We start from the raw sequence: 20877 nt of genomic DNA on the forward strand, positions 1-20877 counted from the left end.
TTATAAGTGGCAGACTTTATTTTCTTAAATTATATTTATTATGCATTGGGGTGTTCTAGGTGTACTATTTGTTAGCATCTCAAAGGCAATTAATGCCAAAGATACATCAGCTTATTAGAGTAATATCATGAACATAAGTGAAGCCGCTAAACTTACTAATTTATCAACGAAGTCTATTCGTCTTTATGAAGACAAGGGGGTTATTACAGCCCCTTTACGCTCGGAAAATGGTTATAGAAGCTACGACAAGAAGCAGATTAAAGAGCTTGGTATAGTTGCGAAAGCGAGAAGTGCGGGTTTTTCACTCGATGAGTGCCGTGCGCTTGTTGAATTAGCTGACAACCCTTGTCGTGAAAGTGCCGACGTTAAAGCGAAAGCGCTTAGTAAATTGGAAGAAGTAAACAAAAAAATTGAAGGTCTTTTGGCAATTCAAAAGACATTGAAAGAGTGGGTTGAACAATGTCCAGGTGACTCAAATAGCCATTGCCCGATCATTGATTCACTTGTAGAGAAAAAGCCATAAGTGGGCTACTTATGGCTCTGATAAGGAATGCTTGTATTACTCTTCAGTTGGAGTAATCGTTAATACTATGCCATCTACAGCAGTGACGATCACCTCTGTGCCTGCTTCTAAGTCGTGATTACTAACAGCTGACCAAGTAGTATCACCTAAACGGATACGACACTTGCCTTTTTTAATGACAGTATCGATTCGAGTTGTTTGACCTACCAGTTGTTTTTCTCTTTGGTTTAACTCTCGCCCTGCATCTGACTGCTTGTCATTAGACAGTTGTCTTCTCCACCACAACCAAGTGGTAATAAGAGAGAAGCTAGCAAAGGACAGCCATTGCATCTGCCAACCGATTGGTAATGCGCCTAATAGGGCACCGACCAGCATGGCAGATATGCCTATCCACAAAAAGTAACCAGCGGTCCCAATTAGCTCAAGCGCTAACAGTGCTAGACCAAATGCCAGCCAGTGCCAGTGGTTTACTTGTTCTAGTAATTCGACCATAAGTTAGTCCTTACTACCTTTGTCATTCTTATGTGCAAACATCTCTGCAATACCAGCCACAGAACCCATTAGACCTGTTGCTTCAAGTGGTAGCATGATGATCTTGCCGTTTTCAGCTTGGCCAATTGATTTCAGTGCGTCGGTGTAGCCTTGTGCAATAAAGTAATTTACAGCTTGCATGTCGCCTTGAGCAATCGCCGTCGATACCATTTCTGTTGCTTTAGCTTCTGCTTCTGCAGCACGCTCACGAGCTTCTGCTTGCAATATTGCGGCTTGTTTTTCACCTTCCGCTTTCAGGATCTCTGACTGCTTGTGGCCTTCCGCTTTTAGGATCTCTGCTTGTCGAACGCCTTCTGCTTCTAGGATATCAGCACGTTTATTACGCTCGGCTTTCATCTGGGCATTCATCGCAGCAGTAAGGTCTGCTGGTGGCTGCACATCTTTGATTTCGATTCGTGTAACCTTCACGCCCCACGGGTTAGTTGCTTCATCAACGATATTTAGGAGCTTAGTATTGATCATATCACGCTGGCTAAGCATCTCATCCAGTTCCATCGAGCCCAGTACAGTACGGATATTGGTGAGGGTTAAGTTACGGATCGCATGTTCAAGGTCGTTCACTTCATAGGCGGCTTTAGGGGCATCGATAACCTGAACAAAACACACCGCATCAATAACGACGTTCGCGTTGTCTTTGGAGATGACTTCTTGAGCTGGGATGTCGAGAACACGCTCCATCATGCTGATGCGCTGTCCAACTTTATCAATAAATGGAATGATTAAGTTAAGACCCGGTTTGAGAGTATGTGTGTATCGTCCGAAGCGTTCAACGGTCCAGTTGTTGCCTTGTGGAACGGTTTTTACGCCAGCGAAGATAAATAACAGTGCGACGGCAGTAAAGACGCCAATAGTAATCAAGGTATCAATAGGCATACAAAGTCCTTTGCAAGTTTAAGTTTTTGAATGTTTATTACTCATACTGGCGCATATTTAAAGGCGGGGCAAATTTATAAATGAGAAATGGGCCATAAAACATTGATTTTATGGCCCATTGTGAAGTTTTACATTCGAAAATCTAATAGGTGGGTTTGCCTGAATTTAGATTTGATAGCTAACCTACGACTTAGCTGTTACAGAACCGGACTAGTAAAGCAGGGAGTAAAGTTGACGGCGGTACTTACTGGCAACTGGGTTACCTTGTCCAAGCGCACTCAAGATGTCCATGAACTCTTTTTTCATGTCGCCATCGAGAGTATTAAGATCTTTGGCTAGGAAAGACCACAATAGATCCATTGCTTCTTCACTGCGGTTTACTTGGTGATATTGCAATGCTAATTCTGATGCCGTTTTTGCATCGCTTGGATTTTTCTGAAGCGCCACTTCTAATGCTTGTATTTCAGGGCTGTCTGCTGCTTGTTTGTGAAGTTCAAGTTTGGCGATTAAGCCTTTGTAGTAATTATCTTGGTACTCAAGAGGGATCGTTGCTAATTGAGATTCAGCAAGATCAAATTGTTGCGTTTCTAACAAACATTCTGCGATCGCCAGTTTTACTTCACCTTTATTTGTTAGCTCTGTTGGAAGTTGCTGCATTGCAGCTAGCGCTTGTGTGTGTTCGCCAGCTTGCATTTGCTCAAGAGCTTGGCGCAGCGCAAGTTCATCTTGGCTAGGAAGGTGTTTGCTTAGCATCTCTACAATCGCGTCTAAGCTTTGAGGACCACCAAGCCCGTCGACAGGTTGACCGTTAACAAACAGTGCAATCGTAGGCAGTGCTTGAACACCAAACTGGCTAGCAATCGCTTGTTCTTGCTCGCAATTCAATAGCGCTAACGTGAAAGCACCGTTGTACTGCTGAGTTAATGTTTGGAGTTCAGGAATGACTTGGGCGCTCTCTTGGCTCATTGGTGCCCAAAAATGGATGAGTACAGGGGTCTGCATCGAACCTTCTAATACTTGACGAAAGTTCTGCTCATTAAGTTCAACAATATGCGGAGATTGCATTTACGTTCCTTGAGGTTTGTTTTGTGGATACGTTGCAAATATGGGGGGATTAGTCAGTAACTTCAAGATCTAACTGGGGTATCTAGGATAAAAAGAACCAAAAATAGAAAAACGCTATGCTTCAATGTTGATGGAGTTGTTATCTCAACATCGAAGGCATAGCGTTATCATCGAGGTAGTCAGTGAGGCGTTGCGTGAGATACTCAAAACAGAATAAACAACGTAATAGCCAGACCCACACCTACCCAATTAAGGCGATTTAAAGTCATGAGGTTTCCAAAGTAGAACCATCAATTGGGAATAATTGATGGGATAGGGTAATCATGACATCTTATTGTTACGGAAAAATTACATCGTTACATTAAAGTTTGCGACTCTGCATTCAAAGTTAGCAATTTATGCAGCTTTTCTCAAAATAGGGTCTAGCAAGCGACTCGGTAGGATCCTTTTCAATACCGCGAACACTTTAGTTGGGGTCGTAACTCGGTATCTTAGTTTGGGTTTGTCGGCGGTGAGAGCATGGAATACTGGCTCAATACAGCTTTCTGGAGGCATAACAAAAGCGTTATTCGATGATTCTTTTTCGAGTCGATCCTTTTGTTGCTGGTACGCGTCTTGGTGAGCGCTGTCAGAAATGTTGATCCATTTATTGAACGCTTTCAGGGCGTTGGTTCTAAATTGAGTCTCAATTGGCCCAGGTTGCAGTAATGAGATCTGTATACTACTGCCATGCAGTTCTAATCGTAAGGTATCCGTCCAACCCTCAATCGCGAATTTAGAAGCATTATACGCACCACGATACTTCATGGCTGCAAAACCTAATACGGAACTGTTTTGTACGATTCGACCTTCGCCACGCTCGCGCATGTGCGGAAGGATCTGACAGACGAGATGATGCCAACCAAAGAAGTTGGTTTCGAATTGTTCTCTGAGCCCTTGGGTAGGTAAGTCTTCTAGCGCACCTGCTTGACCGTAAGCACCGTTATTGAATAATCCATACAATCCATTAGGTGCGAGATCAATAGCAAGCTTGGCGCCATGCTCAATACTTTCTTGGTTGGAAAGATCTAATTGAATACAGGTGAGGCCTTCATCTTGAAGGCGTTGAACATCTTGTGGATCACGACAAGATGCAATGACATGAAAACCACGCTTTTGAAGTGCATGAGCACATGTATAGCCAATACCTGTTGAGCAACCGGTAATAAGAATCGACTTGTTCACACTTAATCCTTTATTAGAGTCTCTATCGCTCTAGGGTAAAGAATTAGTCTTGATGTTGTAACAAGTTTTTTAGTGCCGGCTCGATTCTTGAGTAACTAAAGATGAATCCCATCTCTGTGAGTTTCTTCGGCTTGGAGCGAATGCTGTCAAATAGCAAACAAGATGATTCCCCCATGAGAATCGACATTGCCCATTTCGGCGTGAATAAGAAATGCGGTCGGCCTAATTGTTTAGCTAACGTGCTGCTGAACAGTTTGTTGGTCACAGGGTGAGGGGCACACATATTGAATTCCCCTTGAGCGTGAGGAATCGACAACAAGTGATTGATGGCTCTCACCATATCGAGAATGTGAATCCATGGCATGTACTGCTCACCTGAACCTAGTGGACCACCGACGCCGAGTTTGTATGGCATAAGCATCTTCTTGAGGGCGCCGCCATTTTCACCCAACACAATCCCCGTTCGCAGCAGTATCACACGCGTATTGTCAGATTGGGCTCTCTTGGCTATCTCTTCCCAGTGGGCACAGACTTTATGAGGAAAGCTTTCATCTTCTACTTGCAGTGATTCGTCAAACGGGTGCTGCTGTTGATCGCCATAGTAACCTACGGCTGAACCGCTAATGAAAGCTTGTGGTGGGTTGCTACTGGCATGAATTAGCTCGACCAGTTTTTCTGTGATGTGCCAGCGGCTACTGCAGATTCTTTCTTTTTGCTCTTCGGTCCAACGCTTGTCGGCAATCGGTTCTCCAGCCAGATTAACCACCACATCGAAATCATTGAGATCGCTCAATTCATCAAGGGATTGAATATAATGAAGGTTGTTCTGGTTGAGGTGATTTAGATTTTGCTTCGCATTTTCAGGACTCCGCGTCAGCAATGTCACGTCGTCAGTGTTCCAACTCTTGACCAATTCAGAGCCAATAAATCCAGTACCGCCAGTTAACAATATCTTCATATCAATCTCCCTATTAAACATAATTATAGACATGGCTTGTTTTTAGTCGCCAATCAATACGAAAAAATCACTATAACGATCATAAGGTTTCAATCGTGTGATGCCTAAATTACGCCTTTTTCAATTGACGAAGGAGTGAAATTAAATTCAGCAATTCAGGATGTGTACCCTTATCACACTTATGCACTTTACTTGGGTATGTTACCAACTGCGTAATATTTGTCACATTAGCAATGATAAGGATTTGCCATGATTATTACTAACTCATAATCAGCGACAAGGAATGACGATGACGGCGGTACTTGCTTTGTTTCGATCCATGTTAGGTAGCCTAAGGGATCTATTGCCAATCGTGGCAGTTATCGCTTTCTTCCAGCTTGCTGTGTTACAAGAGCCGCTTCCTCACCTTTTATCCATTCTAACCGGTTTAGTGCTGGTGGTTTTTGGACTCACTTTCTTTATCTTTGGTCTTGAAATGGGCTTATTTCCGATTGGTGAATCGATGGCTCAAGCATTTGCCAGGAAGGGGAGTGTGTTCTGGTTATTGATCTTCGCTTTTTGTTTAGGTTTCGGTACCACCATAGCAGAACCAGCGTTAACAGCCGTTGCAGCCGAAGCGGCAGAAGTGGCAGCCGAGGGAGGAGTAATTCCCAACACGTTAGATGAAATGGAGCAGTATGCCGATGGTCTGCGATTCACAGTGGCATTGTCGGTTGGCATTGCTATTTTACTCGGTGTGCTGAGAATCTTAAAAGGTTGGCCAATTCAATACATGATCATCGGTGGATACATTGGCGTGGTGGTGCTTACTGCATTTGCTCCGGAAAACATTATTGGGATTGCGTATGACTCTGGTGGAGTGACAACATCGACGATCACCGTTCCGTTAGTGACGGCATTGGGGGTGGGGTTAGCCTCTGCCATTAAAGGGCGCAATCCGATGATAGATGGCTTTGGGTTGATCGCATTTGCTTCTTTGTTACCGATGATGTTTGTCATGGTGTACGGAATGGTGGTGACATGATCAGTATTCAGCAATTTATCGACACCTTTCTCGGCACTGTAATGGATGTGATCCCGATTGCGGTCATCATCTTTGGTTTTCAGTTGGCGGTATTGCGTAAGCCAGTCAATAACCTAGCTAAAGTGCTAGTCGGTTTCTTTTACGTCATCCTAGGTTTATCTCTATTTTTGATGGGGTTGGAACTCGCGTTGTTTCCTTTGGGGGAGACAATGGCAATGCAGCTCACCGAACCCAGCTTTTTGACTGAGTTTAAGGTTAGCTCTGGCCTGACATTGGCTTGGTTTGATTATTATTGGGTTTATCTTTTTGCGTTCTGTATTGGTTTTAGTACCACGATCGCTGAGCCTTCATTGATTGCGGTGGCTATTAAAGCGAATCAAGTATCCGGCGGCAGCATCAGTGTTAATGGGCTGAGAATAGCCGTGGCACTAGGAGTCGCTATTGGTATCTCGCTCGGAAGCTATCGGATCGTTGCTGGTGACCCGATCCATTACTACATCATTTTGGGTTATGTCGTCGTAGTCATTCAAACCTTTTATGCCCCAAAACTTATTATTCCATTGGCCTACGATTCTGGCGGCGTAACAACATCTACGGTGACAGTCCCCTTAGTGACAGCTCTTGGGCTTGGGCTCGCCTCAACCGTACCAGGACGAAACCCTGTCATTGATGGCTTTGGATTGATCGCTTTTGCCAGCTTATTTCCCATCATTTCAGTGATGGGCTATGCCCAGATAACACAATGGTTAAACCGTTTACACACCTCTAAGGAGAGCAAAGATGCGCTTTAAACTTATCTTAGCGTTTGTAGAAGAGAGCAAGACCGACACTGTGCTCGATGCCGCGCGTGATGCGGGTGCGACCGGAGCAACAGTGATTAACAACGCCAGAGGGCAAGGTTTAAACCAAAAAACCACATTTTTTGGCCTAACGTTAGAGGTGCAAAAAGATGTGTTGCTGTTTGTCGTTGAGGAGCATCTAGCTAGGCATATTCTTGAAACTATTGGTGAAGTCGGAGAGTTTGATCAAGAGTCAGGACAAGGTATTGCAGTGCAGATCGATGTCGAAGATGCAGTCGGAGTCGCGCATCAAGTCGAGACATTAACCAAGGTTGTGGAGGACGAGTTATGAGTGTCAGTGAAAAAATCCGAGTAGGCGATGTCATGGCCAATACCTATGTGATCATCGATGGGCTAACCACGGTGTTGGAAGCGATAGAGATGGCGAAGAAGCATAAAGTGAAAGCCATCATTGTCGACAAGCGCCATGAAGGTGACGAGTACGGCATCGTATTGATGAATGATATTGCCAAAAAAGTACTGGCTAAAAACCGCTCTCCAAAACGGACCAATGTTTATGAGATCATGACTAAACCAGCGCTAAGTGTGTCTGCTGAGATGAACGTTAAATACTGTGCTCGTTTGTTTGAGCGCTTTGGTATCAGTCGTGCGCCAGTCATTCGTGACAACAAGATAGTCGGTATGGTTAGTTACAATAATATCGTGATCAACGGTATGGCGAGAGATGACGTGTAGTATTTAGATACGTACAATAGGCTCACAAATTTTATGGAGAAGTACGTGTGAAATTATTTTTTGCTTCAGACCTACACGGTTCGCTACCAGCAACAGAAAAGGTATTAGAACTCTACCAAGCGTCTGGCGCGCAATATTTAGTTCTATTGGGTGACATTCTGAATCATGGCCCAAGAAACCCGATCCCTGAGGGATACAATCCGCCAGCGGTTGCAGATAAGTTGAATGCGTTTTCTCAAGAGATCATTGCCGTTCGTGGTAACTGCGACAGCGAAGTGGATCAGATGCTGCTGTCTTTTCCAATGATGATGGATTACTCGTGGGTATTATTAGAATCAGGTCAACGCATCTTTCTAACTCATGGCCATTTGTACAACACCAATAAGCGCCCTGCGCTGAAAGCAGGCGATATTATTGCACATGGTCATACCCATATTCCGGTCGCTGAATACCAAGATGACATCTTTATCTTTAACCCTAGCTCGGTGACATTCCCCCGAGAAGGGTACGCAGCAAGTTACGGTATTTATGAAAACAATACCTTCACAGTCATCAGCCTTGAAGGTGATGTTCTAGTGAGTGGTCAGCTTTAAATAAACGTAATTGGCGACGTTAGAAAAGGTCTACTTTGAGTCTACGTGGCCGAGATCTCTGTCTGGAGCAATGATGTTTCGTACTCTTTGCTTCAGAACCTTCGCCTCTGGAAAACCTCCATCCGCTTTTCTTTCCCAAATCTGCACACCATTACAAAAAATTTCGAACCTGCCTCCGGTGTCTGGGTGTAAGCTCACTTGTTCAATTTCTTCGCTGAAGGTATGCAGTAGCTCTTGGCATAACCAACTAGAGCGAAGCATCCAATTGCATTGACGGCAATAGTGTATGGCGATTGTGGCTTTTGCTGCTGTTTCTTTCGCTGGCGCCAGATTGGGTTGTTCCGTTTTCATGGTTAATCCTTAAAATGCTACATCCGTAATTTGATACCAACGGCTAACAAAAAAGGGGCTTCATGCCCCTTTTTTCTATTGGTTTACCGTTTCATGGTATTCAGCTATTCATAAACAGTAAATAGCGATCCAATCTTAGTTTGAAAACAATACGGTAGAACCATGATTTAAGCTAGTCAGTAGCAGTGCCTTCGGGTTAACGATGTCAATGCGGCGGCTTTGCTCTGCGTCCATCTTAATGACTTGAGTGATCAGCTCTAGCTGTTCTTCTGAAAAGTCTTGGCGCTGAGCCGAAGTCACATCTTTAAACTCCGTTGGCGAAACCAGTAAGTAGTTATCGTTAATATCCCACCGACCCGTTTCAGAGATGTTGATGACATTCGCAGGCTCAGTTTGATTACCGTAAAGTCTAACCACTGACATTCTTAAATATGTACCATTTGGTAGGTATTTCGCATTCGATGATAGTTCAACTCTACGAAGTGGGCCGATTGAGTCAGCTTGCTTGTTATCGCTAATCAGCGTCACCATTCTCGACTGCCATTCATGCTGAGTGAGCAAGCGCTCTACTTTTGCATTGCTGCTCCAATATAGCCAACCACTCAAAAATGCCGATAGAACCAGTAAGATAATCGATACTTTTAATTTCATGTTACTTACCACCGTTACAAATGTCGTTTACATCCGACTGGTTTGCGTAAATTCTTAGGGTTACATTTTCGCTCGAGTAATCTTGCGGGTGAATGTAGTTGAGGGCAAGGTTATTGGTTTGTCCTCCTGTAGCGATCACTTCAGCCGGCTTTAACACACCAGTGTGATTCGTGTTGTAACTTAATACACACTTTTCTATTGCTGGCAGCCAACTGCTGAGGTCTGGGTGGTTAACCGGTGATTGAACCTTTACACCATCCACTTCAGTCAAAACCGTGAACTCGGACTCCACCGGGGTAGTAAACGTTAAAACGAGAATCGGCATGATGAAAGCGGCAAGCAGTAACCAAAATGTTAACCATTTATTGGTGCTTTTAGCCGGAGCTACAACAGGAGCGGTTGCTGGTTCTACTGCCACTTTAGTTTGTTGAACTTTTGTAATTGGCTCAGGTTCAAATGTGTCAGTGATTGCTTGTTCAGTCGCTGCAGGCGTTGCAAACGTTAGGATAGGTTCAACGTCATTTTCTGCAATTTCAGCGGCTACTGGCTGATCATTTGATGACAGTGGCGCAGAGCGCTCAACGGTCGCAATAAATTGGTAACCGCGCTTCGGTACTGTCTTTACGAATTCAGGAGATTTAGTCGAGTCTTTGAGCATCTTTCTCAGAGTCGATACGGCTTGCGTTAAGCTTGAGTCATCAACCTCAAAGCCTTGGTCTCGCCAAACATACTCATGCAATTCATTACGAGTGATAACTTCATTAGGCCTTTCTGACAGCATCAAGAGAATGCGGCTTTCATTGCTACCAAGACGTACGACTTCACCGTCGCTCATTTGATCGACAAGTGAATTGCTGTTTGGGTCGAATACGAACCGTTGTGCGAGAATAAACTTTGTGCCGATATTACTCATTGAATTCTTCTATTTTGGATTGTTTTGGGGGGCGAAATAGACAAATCTCAGGTGAAGTTCCGTTAATTCTTCACCAAATCATGGCTTATTTTATGTTCTTTTATATTTATCAGGCTCAAGGATAATAAAAACAGATAAAAAAAACAGTGTTTTTATGATTTTTGACCTTGAATTTACATTTGTCATCCTCATGTTAATGAACAGAAGAGTGGCATCAAGTGTTACGCCCCTATGATTATTCAACATAAAGTATAGATGTTTTGGAGTAAAAATGAGCGAAACGGCAACGCAAAATAAAGAGACTCGTGGCTTTCAATCTGAAGTAAAACAACTACTTCATCTAATGATTCACTCACTGTATTCAAATAAAGAAATCTTCCTACGTGAGCTGATCTCTAACGCATCTGACGCGGCTGACAAGCTTCGTTTTCAAGCCCTATCTAATGGTGACCTTTACCAAGGCGATGCTGATTTAGGTGTAAAACTTTCATTCAACGCTGAAGCAAATACCTTAACGATTTCTGATAACGGTATCGGCATGAGCCGTGACAACGTTATTGAGCATTTAGGTACGATTGCTAAATCAGGCACTGCAGACTTTTTCTCAAAGCTATCTGAAGACCAAAGCAAAGACTCTCAATTGATTGGTCAATTTGGTGTTGGTTTCTACTCAGCATTCATCGTTGCAGACGCGGTAACGGTTCGCACTCGTGCCGCTGGCCTAGCAAACAATGAAGCCGTTCAATGGCACTCTGCTGGTGAAGGCGATTACACCATCGAAGACATCACTAAAGAATCTCGCGGTACTGACATCATTTTGCATATGCGTGAAGACGGTAAAGAGTTCCTAAACGAATGGCGCCTGCGTGAAGTGATTGGTAAGTACTCTGATCACATCGGTATCCCTGTTTCTATCTTCACAGCCGTGAAAGATGACGAAGGTAAAGACACCGAAGAGAAGCATTGGGAACAGATTAACAAGGCGCAAGCGCTTTGGACTCGTAACAAATCTGATATCGAGAAAGAAGAATATCAAGAGTTCTACAAGCACGTATCTCACGACTTTGCGGATCCACTGACGTGGAGCCACAACAAGGTTGAAGGTAAGAACGACTACACAAGCCTGCTTTACATCCCAGCGAAAGCACCTTGGGACATGATGAACCGTGACCATAAGAGTGGCTTAAAGCTTTATGTACAGCGTGTATTCATCATGGACGATGCTGAACAGTTCATGCCATCTTACATGCGTTTCGTTCGTGGCTTGATTGATTCAAACGATCTGCCTTTGAACGTGTCGCGTGAAATCCTGCAAGATAACAAGGTGACTCAGTCTCTTCGTGGCGCATGTACTAAGCGTGTGCTGACTATGCTTGAACGCATGGCGAAGAATGACAACGACAAGTACTTAGAGTTTTGGAAAGAGTTTGGCCTAGTAATGAAAGAAGGCCCAGCTGAAGACATGGCGAACAAAGAGAAGATCGCGGGTCTACTTCGTTTCTCATCAACGGAAGTCGATTCTGCTGAGCAAACTATCAGCCTAGAATCTTACGTTGAGCGCATGAAAGAAGGCCAAGATAAGATCTATTACCTAACAGCAGATAGCTACGCAGCAGCTAAGAACAGCCCGCACTTGGAGCAGTTCAAAGCAAAAGGTATTGAAGTGGTTCTAATGTATGATCGCATTGATGAGTACGTAATGAACTACCTAACTGATTTTGATGGTAAGCAATTCCAATCGATCACGAAAGCGGGCTTAGACTTAAGCAAGTTTGAAGGTGAAGAAGAGAAAGAGAAGCAGAAAGAGACTGAAGAAGAGTTCAAGTCTGTTGTAGAGCGCACTCAATCTTACCTAGGTAGTCGTGTTAAAGAAGTTCGCACAACATTTAAGTTAGCAACAACACCAGCTGTTGTTGTGACTGACGACTTCGAAATGGGTACGCAAATGGCTAAGCTTCTTGAAGCTGCAGGTCAAGCGGCACCTGAAGTGAAGTACATCTTCGAGATTAACCCTGAGCACGCTCTGGTTAAACAGATGGCCGACGAAGCAGACGAGCAAGCGTTTGGTCGCTGGGTTGAGTTGCTACTTGGTCAAGCGATGCTGGCTGAAAAGGGCTCAATGGAAGATCCGTCACAATTCTTGGGTGCAATCAACGAGCTACTGACAAAGCGTTAGTCTTTCGACTTTAGGTTAAGCCAACAATTGTAATAAAAAGCTCGCAAATGCGGGCTTTTTTTATGAACGTCGCTGAAAATCTATTAAACGTGGTCAACGTCACCGTTATAGTCACAACAAATGTTGCCGATACATTCTTTAGTCGTAAATTCAGCCAAATTGAATATTAATGTGATAGAATGCTCGACCTAATCAGCTGGAGCTAGGAACCAATTTCTTCCAGTTGTATGATTTTTAAACGTTATACCGAAACTTACCGTTTTGCTTCTGTTTACAGTTTTGCTTAACCTCAGCTGTTACCTAACTTTTCCTGTTTATCTTAAATATGAACGAGGAAGGTGGGATAGTGAGCTTCGGTATAAATCATAATTTTATAAGAGGATTAAACATGCGCATCATTCTTCTAGGTGCTCCTGGCGCGGGTAAAGGTACTCAAGCTAACTTCATCATGAACAAATTTGGTATCCCTCAAATTTCAACTGGTGACATGCTACGTGCTGCTATCAAAGCGGGTACTGAGCTTGGTAAGCAAGCAAAATCAGTAATCGACGCTGGTCAGCTAGTTTCTGATGAAATTATCCTTGGTCTTATCAAAGAGCGTATCGCTCAAGATGACTGTGAGAAAGGTTTCCTACTAGACGGTTTCCCACGCACAATCCCACAAGCTGATGGCCTAAAAGAAATGGGCATCGCTGTTGATTACGTTGTTGAATTCGACGTAGCTGACGATGTGATTGTTGAACGTATGGCTGGTCGTCGTGCTCACCTTCCTTCAGGCCGTACATACCACACTGTGTACAACCCGCCTAAAGAAGAAGGCAAAGATGACGTAACTGGCGAAGAGCTAGTTGTACGTGATGACGACAAAGAAGAAACCGTTCGTGCACGTCTAGGCGTATACCACGATCAAACAGCTCCGCTAATCTCTTACTACAGTAAAGAAGCTGAAGCAGGCAACACTCAGTACCTTAAGTTTGACGGTACTAAGCAAGTTGCTGAAGTTAGTGCAGAACTTGAGAAAGCACTAGCATAATTGGCTAACAGCCAGTTTTAGAATTTGATATATTGGAAGCGACCTTAAGGGTCGCTTTTTTTGTTTCAGTTTTTAGTACGATACCAATCTAGATAATTCGATTACACACCATTCAAGATGAAACCGTTTTTGATGAAGGTGGCTCACAATCGAGAGTAGATGTTGCGATATCCCATTTAAAGAATGATTATTCAGACATTTAGTGGGAACCAATGATCTTAAACTTATGCAGATTAGTATATTACTTTCCAGAAAATCACATATTGGTCTCAGGTATCTATGGAAAATAATAAAAAGCAGGGCGTTTTACTGGTGAACTTAGGTACGCCAGATTCGGCGACCCCAGCTGGCGTTCGTCGATTTTTGAGTGAATTCTTACACGACAAGCGAGTAGTAAACCTAACCCGTTGGCTTTGGTGCCCAATCTTGCACGGGGTGATTTTACCGATTCGAGCACCCAAAGTAGCCAAGTTGTATCAATCTGTCTGGATGGATGAAGGCTCACCACTGCTTGTGTATTCTCAAAGACAAGCTGAAAAGCTCCAGAAGAAACTAGAGATGCCGGTTGCACTGGGTATGACCTATGGTAACCCAAGCATTAAGACTGGTGTTGAGCAACTGATGGACCAGGGCGTTGAGGACATCATCGTACTGCCTTTATATCCTCAGTACTCTGGCACAACCACAGCGGCAGTTTCTGATGGTTTAACCAAAGCCTTTAAACAGATGCCAGTTATCCCAAGCTATCGCTTTATTCGTGACTACTACTCACACCCTAGCTATGCCAAAGCATTGGCTGAAAGCGTTCGTAGCCATTGGGAACAAAATGGCAGAGCCGATCACTTGGTTTGTTCGTTCCACGGTATTCCGAAGCGCTTAGCTGATGAAGGCGATATCTACCCACAGCATTGTGAAGCAACGACAAAGCTGCTTGCTGCTGAGCTAGGTTTATCTGAAGAAGACATCACCATGACCTACCAATCGCGATTTGGTCGAGAGGAGTGGTTGAAGCCTTACACTGACGAGACACTTGAATCACTGCCAAGCAAAGGTATCAAGAAGATCGACATCATGGCGCCTGCCTTTTCGGTTGACTGTTTGGAAACGTTGGAAGAGATTTCAGACCAGTGTAAAGAGACGTTCATTGACGCTGGTGGTTCGGACTTTAGCTACATTATGTGTCTGAACGACAGAGACTCGCACATCGATATGATGGCAGAGTTAGTGGCGCTGTATCGCTAACAGTTGCTGAGCCTTGATTACGGCTTATCGTTAACCGTCGTAAGATGCATAATACAAATAACAAAAGGGCCGCTCATTGAGCAGCCCTTTTTGATCAGGATATTTCGTATTGAAAAAACTGGAGAGTTTAAGCCGCAGATGTCTCTGTTGCTTGCTTAGCTTTAGGCTCTGCTTCAAGCGTCATGTTTGTTTCTACGCCATGCATCCATGACACAAGCTTACCCGCACACAGCAGCAGTAATATGCCACTCACCGTTGCTGTAATAACAATACCACTGAAGATAGACATAGCACCAAGCTCACCTACGTGAGAACCCACCAGGCCAGCCACGTAGTTTGCTACTGCATTGAAGCCAAACCATGCACCCATCATCAATGATGCTAGGCGAAGCGGAGCTAACTTAGTGACCAACGACAGGCCAATAGGAGATAGACAAAGCTCACCAAGGGTATGGAAGAAGAAAGCACCGACTAGCCATAGCATTGATGTTTTCACTGTTAGGTCGCCGCCTTGTTCCATTACCGCGCCCATCATGCATACAAAGCCAAGTGCTAAGAAGAACAATGCCATTGCAAACTTAACAGGAGAGTTGGGTTCACGCTTACCCAATTTCACCCAAAACGCGGCAATGATTGGAGCAAGTGTAATGATGAAGAATGGGTTCAAAGATTGGAACCACGCAGCAGGAACTTCAAAGCCACCAATCATACGGTCAGTATATTGTTGAGTGTAGATGTTCATTAGGCCGCCAGCTTGTTCAAAGCCCGCCCAGAATACAATCACGAACAGACCCATGATAAGAATCACTTTTAGTCTGTCGAACTCTTTTTTGGTCAGTGGCGCTTTTTCTTTAGATTTGTTCAGTGCTTTCGCTCGAGCAGCAGCAGGCACAGAACCGATGTTGCCTAACCAAGACTGAGCCATTGTCACTTGCATGATCAAGCTAATAACCATACCAATACCAGCGGCTAGGAAACCTGCTTTCCAACCAAATGAGTCGACAGCAGCGCCTGAAATTAAGCCACCAAGCAGTGCACCTAAGTTGATGCCCATGTAGAAAATGGTGAAAGCACCGTCGCGGCGGTTATCGCCTTCTTGGTACAGGTCGCCAACCATGGTTGAGATGTTCGGTTTAAACATACCGTTACCACTGATTAGCAGTGCTAAACCAAGGTACAGCGCGTTCACTTGGTCTAAACCGATGAAGCCGTTAGGTAGAGCCAGTGTAAATTGGCCAAGTGCCATTAATACACCGCCAATCAGAATTGATTTACGCTGACCCAGGTAGTTATCGGCAATCCAGCCACCAATTAATGGTGTGATGTAGACTAAGCCGGTGTAAATACCGTAGAGATCGAGTGCGTCTTTCGTTGACCAACCCAGTCCACCGTTGAGGGTAGTGTCAGTCAAAAATAAGACAAGGATGGCACGCATCGCATAGTACGAGAAACGTTCCCATAGCTCTGTGCTAAAAAGTAGAAATAGGCCTCTAGGGTGGCCAAAGATGTTGTGGTTGCTTGGCATAAGTTTTACTAATTTTAGGTATTAAAAGATTTTATAGTCATTCATGTATACACAGTGGGATAAAAGTCTGCAATAGACGTATTTTATGGTTACGACAACTTGGTTTGTGTAAAGTATTGATGTTAAAGAGATTTGCTTTTAATGTTGCCCATTTTAGATGTGCTGCAAACTAATTTTCCAGATTTGAGCTGGTTGGTTAATAACCTTTATTAAAGCCGTGTTGAATGAAAATCTTTAGATGCATTCCTCTGGTGTATCGTTTTGAGTTTGAAGGGAGTGGTGTGCTCATTAGGTGGGGCATACATATGCTTACAACAATGAGCCTTTTTATCTCCAAATGATCCCTGTACAATGCTTAACCACTCCGACACCTATAACTTTTTGTTGATAAATTGGTCTGCTACGCATTATTTTTCGTTAGCAACGATTCATTTTATTAATGGCGAGTCAACCGTTTTAGGCATGTGGTAAAATATCTAAAAATATAAAATGGCTAGTTAAATGAAACGTTGGTATTTGCTTTACTGTAAGCGTGGTGATCAAAAACGCGCTCAGCAGCACTTAGAGAATCAGGGGGTAGAGTGCTTTTACCCTCAAATAGAAGTCAAAAAGGTGGTGAGAGGGAAAGAAAAGCAGGTCAAAGAACCGCTGTTTCCGTCTTACATTTTTGTTCGCTTCGACTATGAGCAAGGTCCTAGCTTCACGACCGTTCGTTCAACACGTGGTGTTGTGGACTTTATTAAGTTCGGTTCACTGCCGCACGAGGTCCAAGGAGATTTAGTGTTTGAACTCAAAGAGTTTGAGAAGTGCTGCAGTAACGAAGTGGAAGATTGTTGTGTTGAGTTTGAGTCTGGGCAGGTAGTCAAGATTCAGAGTGGCCAGTTTGCTGGGGTTGAAGCTATTTTCGATCAAAAAGACGGTGAGGCTCGATCGATTATGCTGGTGAAAATGATCAGCCAAGTCGTTCCAATCAGTATTGAGAACGAAGCCCTACAAGCTCGCGCATAACTGCAGTAATAAAAATAGGCTTAAAACAAAAGGCGCATAATGCGCCTTTTTTAGTCTTTAGAATTTATTCAAAACGCTCTAAGCGTTGTAAGCATCGTTGTGAACGGCTTGTACGGCACGGCCTGATGGGTCGACACAGTTTTTGAATGACTCATCCCATTCAATCGCTTTCGCTGATGAACAAGCAACTGAAGGACCACCAGGTACACACTCTGCCGCAGATTCTAGAGGGAATAGCTCCTCAAAGATTTCACGGTAAGCATAACCTTCTTTGGTTGTTGGCGTGTTGTAAGGGAAACGGAACTTAGCAGCTTCCATTTGTTGATCCGTTACTTTTGCTTCAGCCGTTGCTTTCAATGTATCAATCCAATCGTAGCCAACACCATCAGAGAACTGCTCTTTTTGACGCCATGCGATTGAATCTGGTAGGTAGTCTTCAAAACACTCACGCAGGATGTGTTTCTCCATCTTACCGTTACCGCACATCTTATCTTCAGGGTTCAGACGCATTGCGACATCGATGAACTCTTTATCCAAGAATGGTACACGGCCTTCAACACCCCATGCCGCTAGCGATTTGTTTGCACGAGCACAGTCGAACATGCTTAGAGCAAGCAGTTTACGTACTGTCTCTTCGTGGAACTCTTTCGCGTTTGGCGCTTTATGGAAATACAGGTAACCACCAAAGATCTCATCAGCACCTTCACCAGACAGTACCATTTTGATGCCCATTGCTTTGATCTTACGAGCAAGCAAGTACATTGGCGTTGATGCTCGAATCGTCGTTACATCGTAAGTCTCGATGTGGTAAATAACATCACGGATGGCATCTAAGCCTTCCTGAATAGTGTAAGTCATCTCGTGGTGCACGGTACCGATCTTGTCCGCTACTTCACGAGCAGCAATAAGATCTGGTGCGCCTTCAAGGCCAACAGCGAATGAGTGCAGTTGTGGCCACCAAGCTTCAGATTGCTCATCATCTTCGATACGCATTGCAGCAAAGCGTTTTGCGACGGCTGAAGTAATTGATGAATCAAGGCCACCAGATAGAAGTACACCGTAAGGAACGTCAGTCATTAGTTGACGTTTAACCGCTGCTTCTAGCGCTTCAGTCAGTTCTTCTTTGCTTGTGCTGTTGCCTTGTACCGCAGCGTACTCGTTCCAATCGCGGATGTAGTAGCGTTGAGGTTCGGCATCTTTCGAAGAGTAGAAACTACCTGGAGGGAATTCACTGATCGTCTTACATACTTCAACCAATGCTTTCATCTCTGAAGCCACGTAGTAGTTACCGTGCTCATCGTAACCTTGGTAAAGCGGGATAATACCAATATGGTCGCGGCCCACTAGGTACTCGTCTTTCTCTTCGTCGTATAAAACGAAAGCGAAAATACCGTTAAGCTCTTCTAGAAGGTCTGCCCCCATCTCTTGGTATAGCGCTAGGATAACTTCACAGTCAGAATCAGTCTGGAACTGGTACTTATCTTCATAGCGTGCGCGAAGTTCTTTGTGGTTATAAATTTCACCGTTTACTGCAAGAATGTGCTTTTTGTCTTGGCTGTATAGTGGTTGAGCACCGCTGTTCAAGCCAACAATAGCAAGACGTTCATGAGCAAGGATTGCTTTTTCACCCGCATAGATACCAGACCAGTCTGGACCACGGTGACGAAGCTTTTTAGACATTTCTAAAGCAATAGGGCGAAGTGCTGCGGCATCATTTTTAATGTCGAGAATGCCAAATACTGAACACATAGAACTTCCTTTTAAATAATTTCCAAATCAACTGCATTCAATTTGCCATTCTGGCTAAAAAAAGCAACCGGATGTGAGCAAAAAAATAATATAAAGGGTTTTCTATTAGAAATTATCTAATTTTTACGTGTTTTTGGTGTGTGGTGTTTAATTGCGGTTGGTTTTTTAAACAAAAACCTCTCAAAAGTGCGAAAAATAGGCAGTTTTGAGAGGTTTAGTTGAACACCGTCTAATACTAGATTTTATTGATGTTTGGGTTTAACTGTTCGCAAACGTGGCGAGCAAAACCACTACCAGCCTCGCTGTAAATGTTAAATGCCGCATCAACGCCATTCTCTTTCAGTGTTTCGAGTTGATCGGGATATTCAGCAATCGCGGCAATTTGGCCTTTAAAGTTACGTGACTTTAATTGTTCTAAAGCGGTTTGATTACCTTGGTGGTGAGGCATTGCCAAAATTACCAATTTTACGTTTGCTGTATCTAAAATTCGCTCCCAGAAATCTGGGTCAGTCGCGTCGCCAGAAATCACGTTTCTGCCATGGCTTCTGTGGTTGTGCGCGGCTTCTTCACGCACTTCGACACCTAGGCTGACTTTGCCGTAGCGAGAGCGTAATTCGTCATAAGCACCAGTACCAATTCGGCCCATACCTAGAATAAGCACTTGTGCACGACCTGGGTCAATTCGCTTATCACGTCGGTGAAGCTTTTCTGACGCATGCTCTTTTAGCCATTTACCTGACTGCTGATAAAGCTTGTGACCAGCTCGGTTTAAAGGTGCTGCGATTAAGAACGACAGTGAAACAGCAATCGCCACAGCCACCAAAATGTCGCCTGACATCCAGCCCATCTTGAAGGCGAGACCACCAACGATGAGGCCAAACTCGCTATAGTTAAACAGTGATAGCGAGGCAAGTAGAGACGTTCGAACACGGAACTTGAAGCGGTTGAGTACCAAGAAGTACAGAACACCTTTCACTGGCAGCATCAGCAAGAACAAGATTGCGAGCATAAAGCCTTGAATGGTTGGTTGCTCTGACAAACCAATGTTCAAGAAGAAACAGACAAGGAAAAGTTCTTTAAGGTTAAACAGCGATTTTGATAACTCAGAGGCTTTCGGGTGGCCCGCAAGTAACATACCTAGAACAAGAGCACCTAGGTCTGGTTTCACACCAACCAAATGGAATAAACCAGCACCGACGACTAATGCGAAGAAGATGCCGGACAGAACTAGCATCTCGCCGTGACCAACCCAATCGAGCACTTTGTAGAACAGTGGGCGTAGTAAAGGCAGGGCAAACAGAGCAATCGCATACCACTCAGGTATTTTGCCTGTAGAAGCCGTTAGGAATACTACGGCGAAGATATCCTGCATGACCAAGATACCAATCGCCAACGTTCCGTAGGTCGCATTCATTTCACCTTTCTCTTGCAGAGTCTTAACCGCAAATACCGTACTAGAGAATGAAAGAGCAAAACCAAGCAGAACGATCTGTTCTACCGACATGGCGGCTAACGATGAAATGCCTAAAAACTTAAAGCCAAACAGGGCGACGGCGAAAAATAGAGTGGACAAAAGGTTGTGGATTGTCGCGCCAGCCCAGATCTCTTTAGAGAGTAGGGTTTTGATGTCGAGCTTTAAGCCGATAGTAAATAGAAGCAGCGTGACACCAAGGTCAGCTAAAGTAATGATGGTGTCATTGGTTTCAAAGCCAAAGGCAAAAAGCCCAAAGCCTGCAACCAAAAAACCAACTAATGGGGGAAGGTGACACTTTAAAGCAATAAATCCTGCGATAAACGCAGTGGATATTAATATAAGTTCCATAACTTGTTGTTGTAGTTCCCTAGCTTAAAAAAACGGGCCGTGTTTATACAAACACGGCCC

At 44.0% G+C, this 20877-nt stretch carries 21 protein-coding genes; 10 read left to right on the forward strand and 11 right to left on the reverse strand.

All coding sequences use genetic code 11. The annotated features are described in order from the left end of the window. Positions 1-127: 127 nt before the first annotated feature. Positions 128-523 carry a Cu(I)-responsive transcriptional regulator gene (gene cueR, locus A142_RS23440; RefSeq protein WP_019820217.1) on the forward strand — a complete coding sequence of 132 codons (396 nt, stop codon included), beginning with the start codon at positions 128-130 and terminating at the stop codon, positions 521-523. A 36-nt stretch (positions 524-559) separates the two neighbouring features. On the opposite strand, the gene A142_RS23445 is transcribed toward cueR, so the two are convergent. The 5 genes from A142_RS23445 to A142_RS23465 form a co-directional block, all read right to left on the reverse strand. Beyond that, complete coding sequence (locus A142_RS23445) at positions 560-1015, reverse strand: NfeD family protein (protein WP_019820219.1); 456 nt, start codon at positions 1013-1015, stop codon at positions 560-562. 3 nt (positions 1016-1018) lie between these two features. Continuing rightward, entirely contained in the window at positions 1019-1948 is a 930-nt protein-coding gene (locus tag A142_RS23450) for an SPFH domain-containing protein (RefSeq protein ID WP_017063395.1), read from the reverse strand. Between the two features lie 210 nt (positions 1949-2158). Beyond that, the gene (locus A142_RS23455) at positions 2159-3013 is read right to left on the reverse strand and encodes a co-chaperone YbbN (protein ID WP_019820225.1); all 855 of its coding nucleotides are present in this window, start codon (positions 3011-3013) and stop codon (positions 2159-2161) included. A 396-nt stretch (positions 3014-3409) separates the two neighbouring features. Next, positions 3410-4237: an SDR family oxidoreductase gene (locus A142_RS23460; RefSeq protein WP_019820226.1), complete on the reverse strand. Its 828-nt coding sequence runs from the start codon at positions 4235-4237 to the stop codon at positions 3410-3412. 43 nt (positions 4238-4280) lie between these two features. Then, complete coding sequence (locus A142_RS23465; RefSeq protein ID WP_019820228.1) at positions 4281-5195, reverse strand: TIGR01777 family oxidoreductase; 915 nt, start codon at positions 5193-5195, stop codon at positions 4281-4283. A 289-nt stretch (positions 5196-5484) separates the two neighbouring features. Between A142_RS23465 and A142_RS23470 the strand changes: the two genes are divergently transcribed. From A142_RS23470 to yfcE, 5 genes are read left to right on the forward strand one after another with little or no spacing between them, the layout of a single operon-like run. Beyond that, positions 5485-6219, forward strand: a complete 735-nt coding sequence (locus A142_RS23470; protein WP_019820230.1) for a DUF1538 domain-containing protein — start codon at positions 5485-5487, stop codon at positions 6217-6219. Then, positions 6216-7010 carry a DUF1538 domain-containing protein gene (locus tag A142_RS23475; protein ID WP_019820231.1) on the forward strand — a complete coding sequence of 265 codons (795 nt, stop codon included), beginning with the start codon at positions 6216-6218 and terminating at the stop codon, positions 7008-7010. Before A142_RS23470 ends, A142_RS23475 begins: the two co-directional genes overlap by 4 nt. Continuing rightward, a complete protein-coding gene (locus A142_RS23480; protein WP_019820233.1) occupies positions 7000-7350 on the forward strand; it encodes a P-II family nitrogen regulator in 351 nt (116 codons plus the stop codon). The genes A142_RS23475 and A142_RS23480 overlap by 11 nt, the downstream gene beginning before the upstream one ends. Continuing rightward, positions 7347-7754, forward strand: coding sequence for a CBS domain-containing protein (locus tag A142_RS23485; RefSeq protein WP_019820235.1), 408 nt, complete (start codon positions 7347-7349; stop codon positions 7752-7754). Before A142_RS23480 ends, A142_RS23485 begins: the two co-directional genes overlap by 4 nt. A 47-nt stretch (positions 7755-7801) precedes the next feature. Then, positions 7802-8347, forward strand: coding sequence for a phosphodiesterase (gene yfcE, locus A142_RS23490; RefSeq protein ID WP_019820236.1), 546 nt, complete (start codon positions 7802-7804; stop codon positions 8345-8347). A gap of 30 nt (positions 8348-8377) precedes the next feature. On the opposite strand, the gene A142_RS23495 is transcribed toward yfcE, so the two are convergent. The 3 genes from A142_RS23495 to A142_RS23505 form a co-directional block, all read right to left on the reverse strand. Beyond that, on the reverse strand, positions 8378-8698 hold the full coding sequence (locus tag A142_RS23495) for a SelT/SelW/SelH family protein (RefSeq protein ID WP_019820237.1): 321 nt from the start codon (positions 8696-8698) through the stop codon (positions 8378-8380). 135 nt (positions 8699-8833) lie between these two features. Then, on the reverse strand, positions 8834-9349 hold the full coding sequence (locus A142_RS23500; protein ID WP_029405282.1) for a regulatory protein ToxS: 516 nt from the start codon (positions 9347-9349) through the stop codon (positions 8834-8836). Between the two features lies 1 nt (position 9350). Beyond that, positions 9351-10262, reverse strand: a complete 912-nt coding sequence (locus A142_RS23505; RefSeq protein WP_019820239.1) for a transcriptional regulator — start codon at positions 10260-10262, stop codon at positions 9351-9353. Positions 10263-10533: 271 nt separating this feature from the next. Here A142_RS23505 and htpG point away from each other — a divergent pair, with 271 nt between their 5' ends. The 3 genes from htpG to hemH all read left to right on the forward strand — a co-directional run bounded on the left by htpG (position 10534) and on the right by hemH (position 14713). Next, a complete protein-coding gene (htpG, locus tag A142_RS23510; protein ID WP_019820241.1) occupies positions 10534-12438 on the forward strand; it encodes a molecular chaperone HtpG in 1905 nt (634 codons plus the stop codon). A gap of 388 nt (positions 12439-12826) precedes the next feature. Then, on the forward strand, positions 12827-13471 hold the full coding sequence (adk, locus tag A142_RS23515) for an adenylate kinase (RefSeq protein WP_019820243.1): 645 nt from the start codon (positions 12827-12829) through the stop codon (positions 13469-13471). A 279-nt stretch (positions 13472-13750) separates the two neighbouring features. Continuing rightward, positions 13751-14713 (forward strand): ferrochelatase, encoded by a 963-nt coding sequence (gene hemH / locus A142_RS23520; RefSeq protein WP_019820245.1) that lies wholly within the window; start codon positions 13751-13753, stop codon positions 14711-14713. A gap of 127 nt (positions 14714-14840) precedes the next feature. On the opposite strand, the gene A142_RS23525 is transcribed toward hemH, so the two are convergent. Then, a complete protein-coding gene (locus tag A142_RS23525) occupies positions 14841-16238 on the reverse strand; it encodes a peptide MFS transporter (protein ID WP_019820247.1) in 1398 nt (465 codons plus the stop codon). A 501-nt stretch (positions 16239-16739) separates the two neighbouring features. On the opposite strand from A142_RS23525, the gene rfaH reads away from it, so the two are divergent. Then, positions 16740-17246, forward strand: coding sequence for a transcription/translation regulatory transformer protein RfaH (rfaH, locus tag A142_RS23530; RefSeq protein WP_017062197.1), 507 nt, complete (start codon positions 16740-16742; stop codon positions 17244-17246). A gap of 78 nt (positions 17247-17324) precedes the next feature. Here rfaH and asnB read toward each other — a convergent pair whose 3' ends face one another. Then, positions 17325-18995 (reverse strand): asparagine synthase B, encoded by a 1671-nt coding sequence (gene asnB / locus A142_RS23535; RefSeq protein ID WP_019820251.1) that lies wholly within the window; start codon positions 18993-18995, stop codon positions 17325-17327. A gap of 235 nt (positions 18996-19230) precedes the next feature. Next, positions 19231-20817: a cation:proton antiporter family protein gene (locus A142_RS23540; RefSeq protein ID WP_019820253.1), complete on the reverse strand. Its 1587-nt coding sequence runs from the start codon at positions 20815-20817 to the stop codon at positions 19231-19233. Between the last annotated feature and the right edge of the window lie 60 nt (positions 20818-20877).

This window comes from Vibrio splendidus 12E03 (assembly GCF_000272105.2).
Lineage (GTDB): Bacteria > Pseudomonadota > Gammaproteobacteria > Enterobacterales > Vibrionaceae > Vibrio > Vibrio splendidus_I.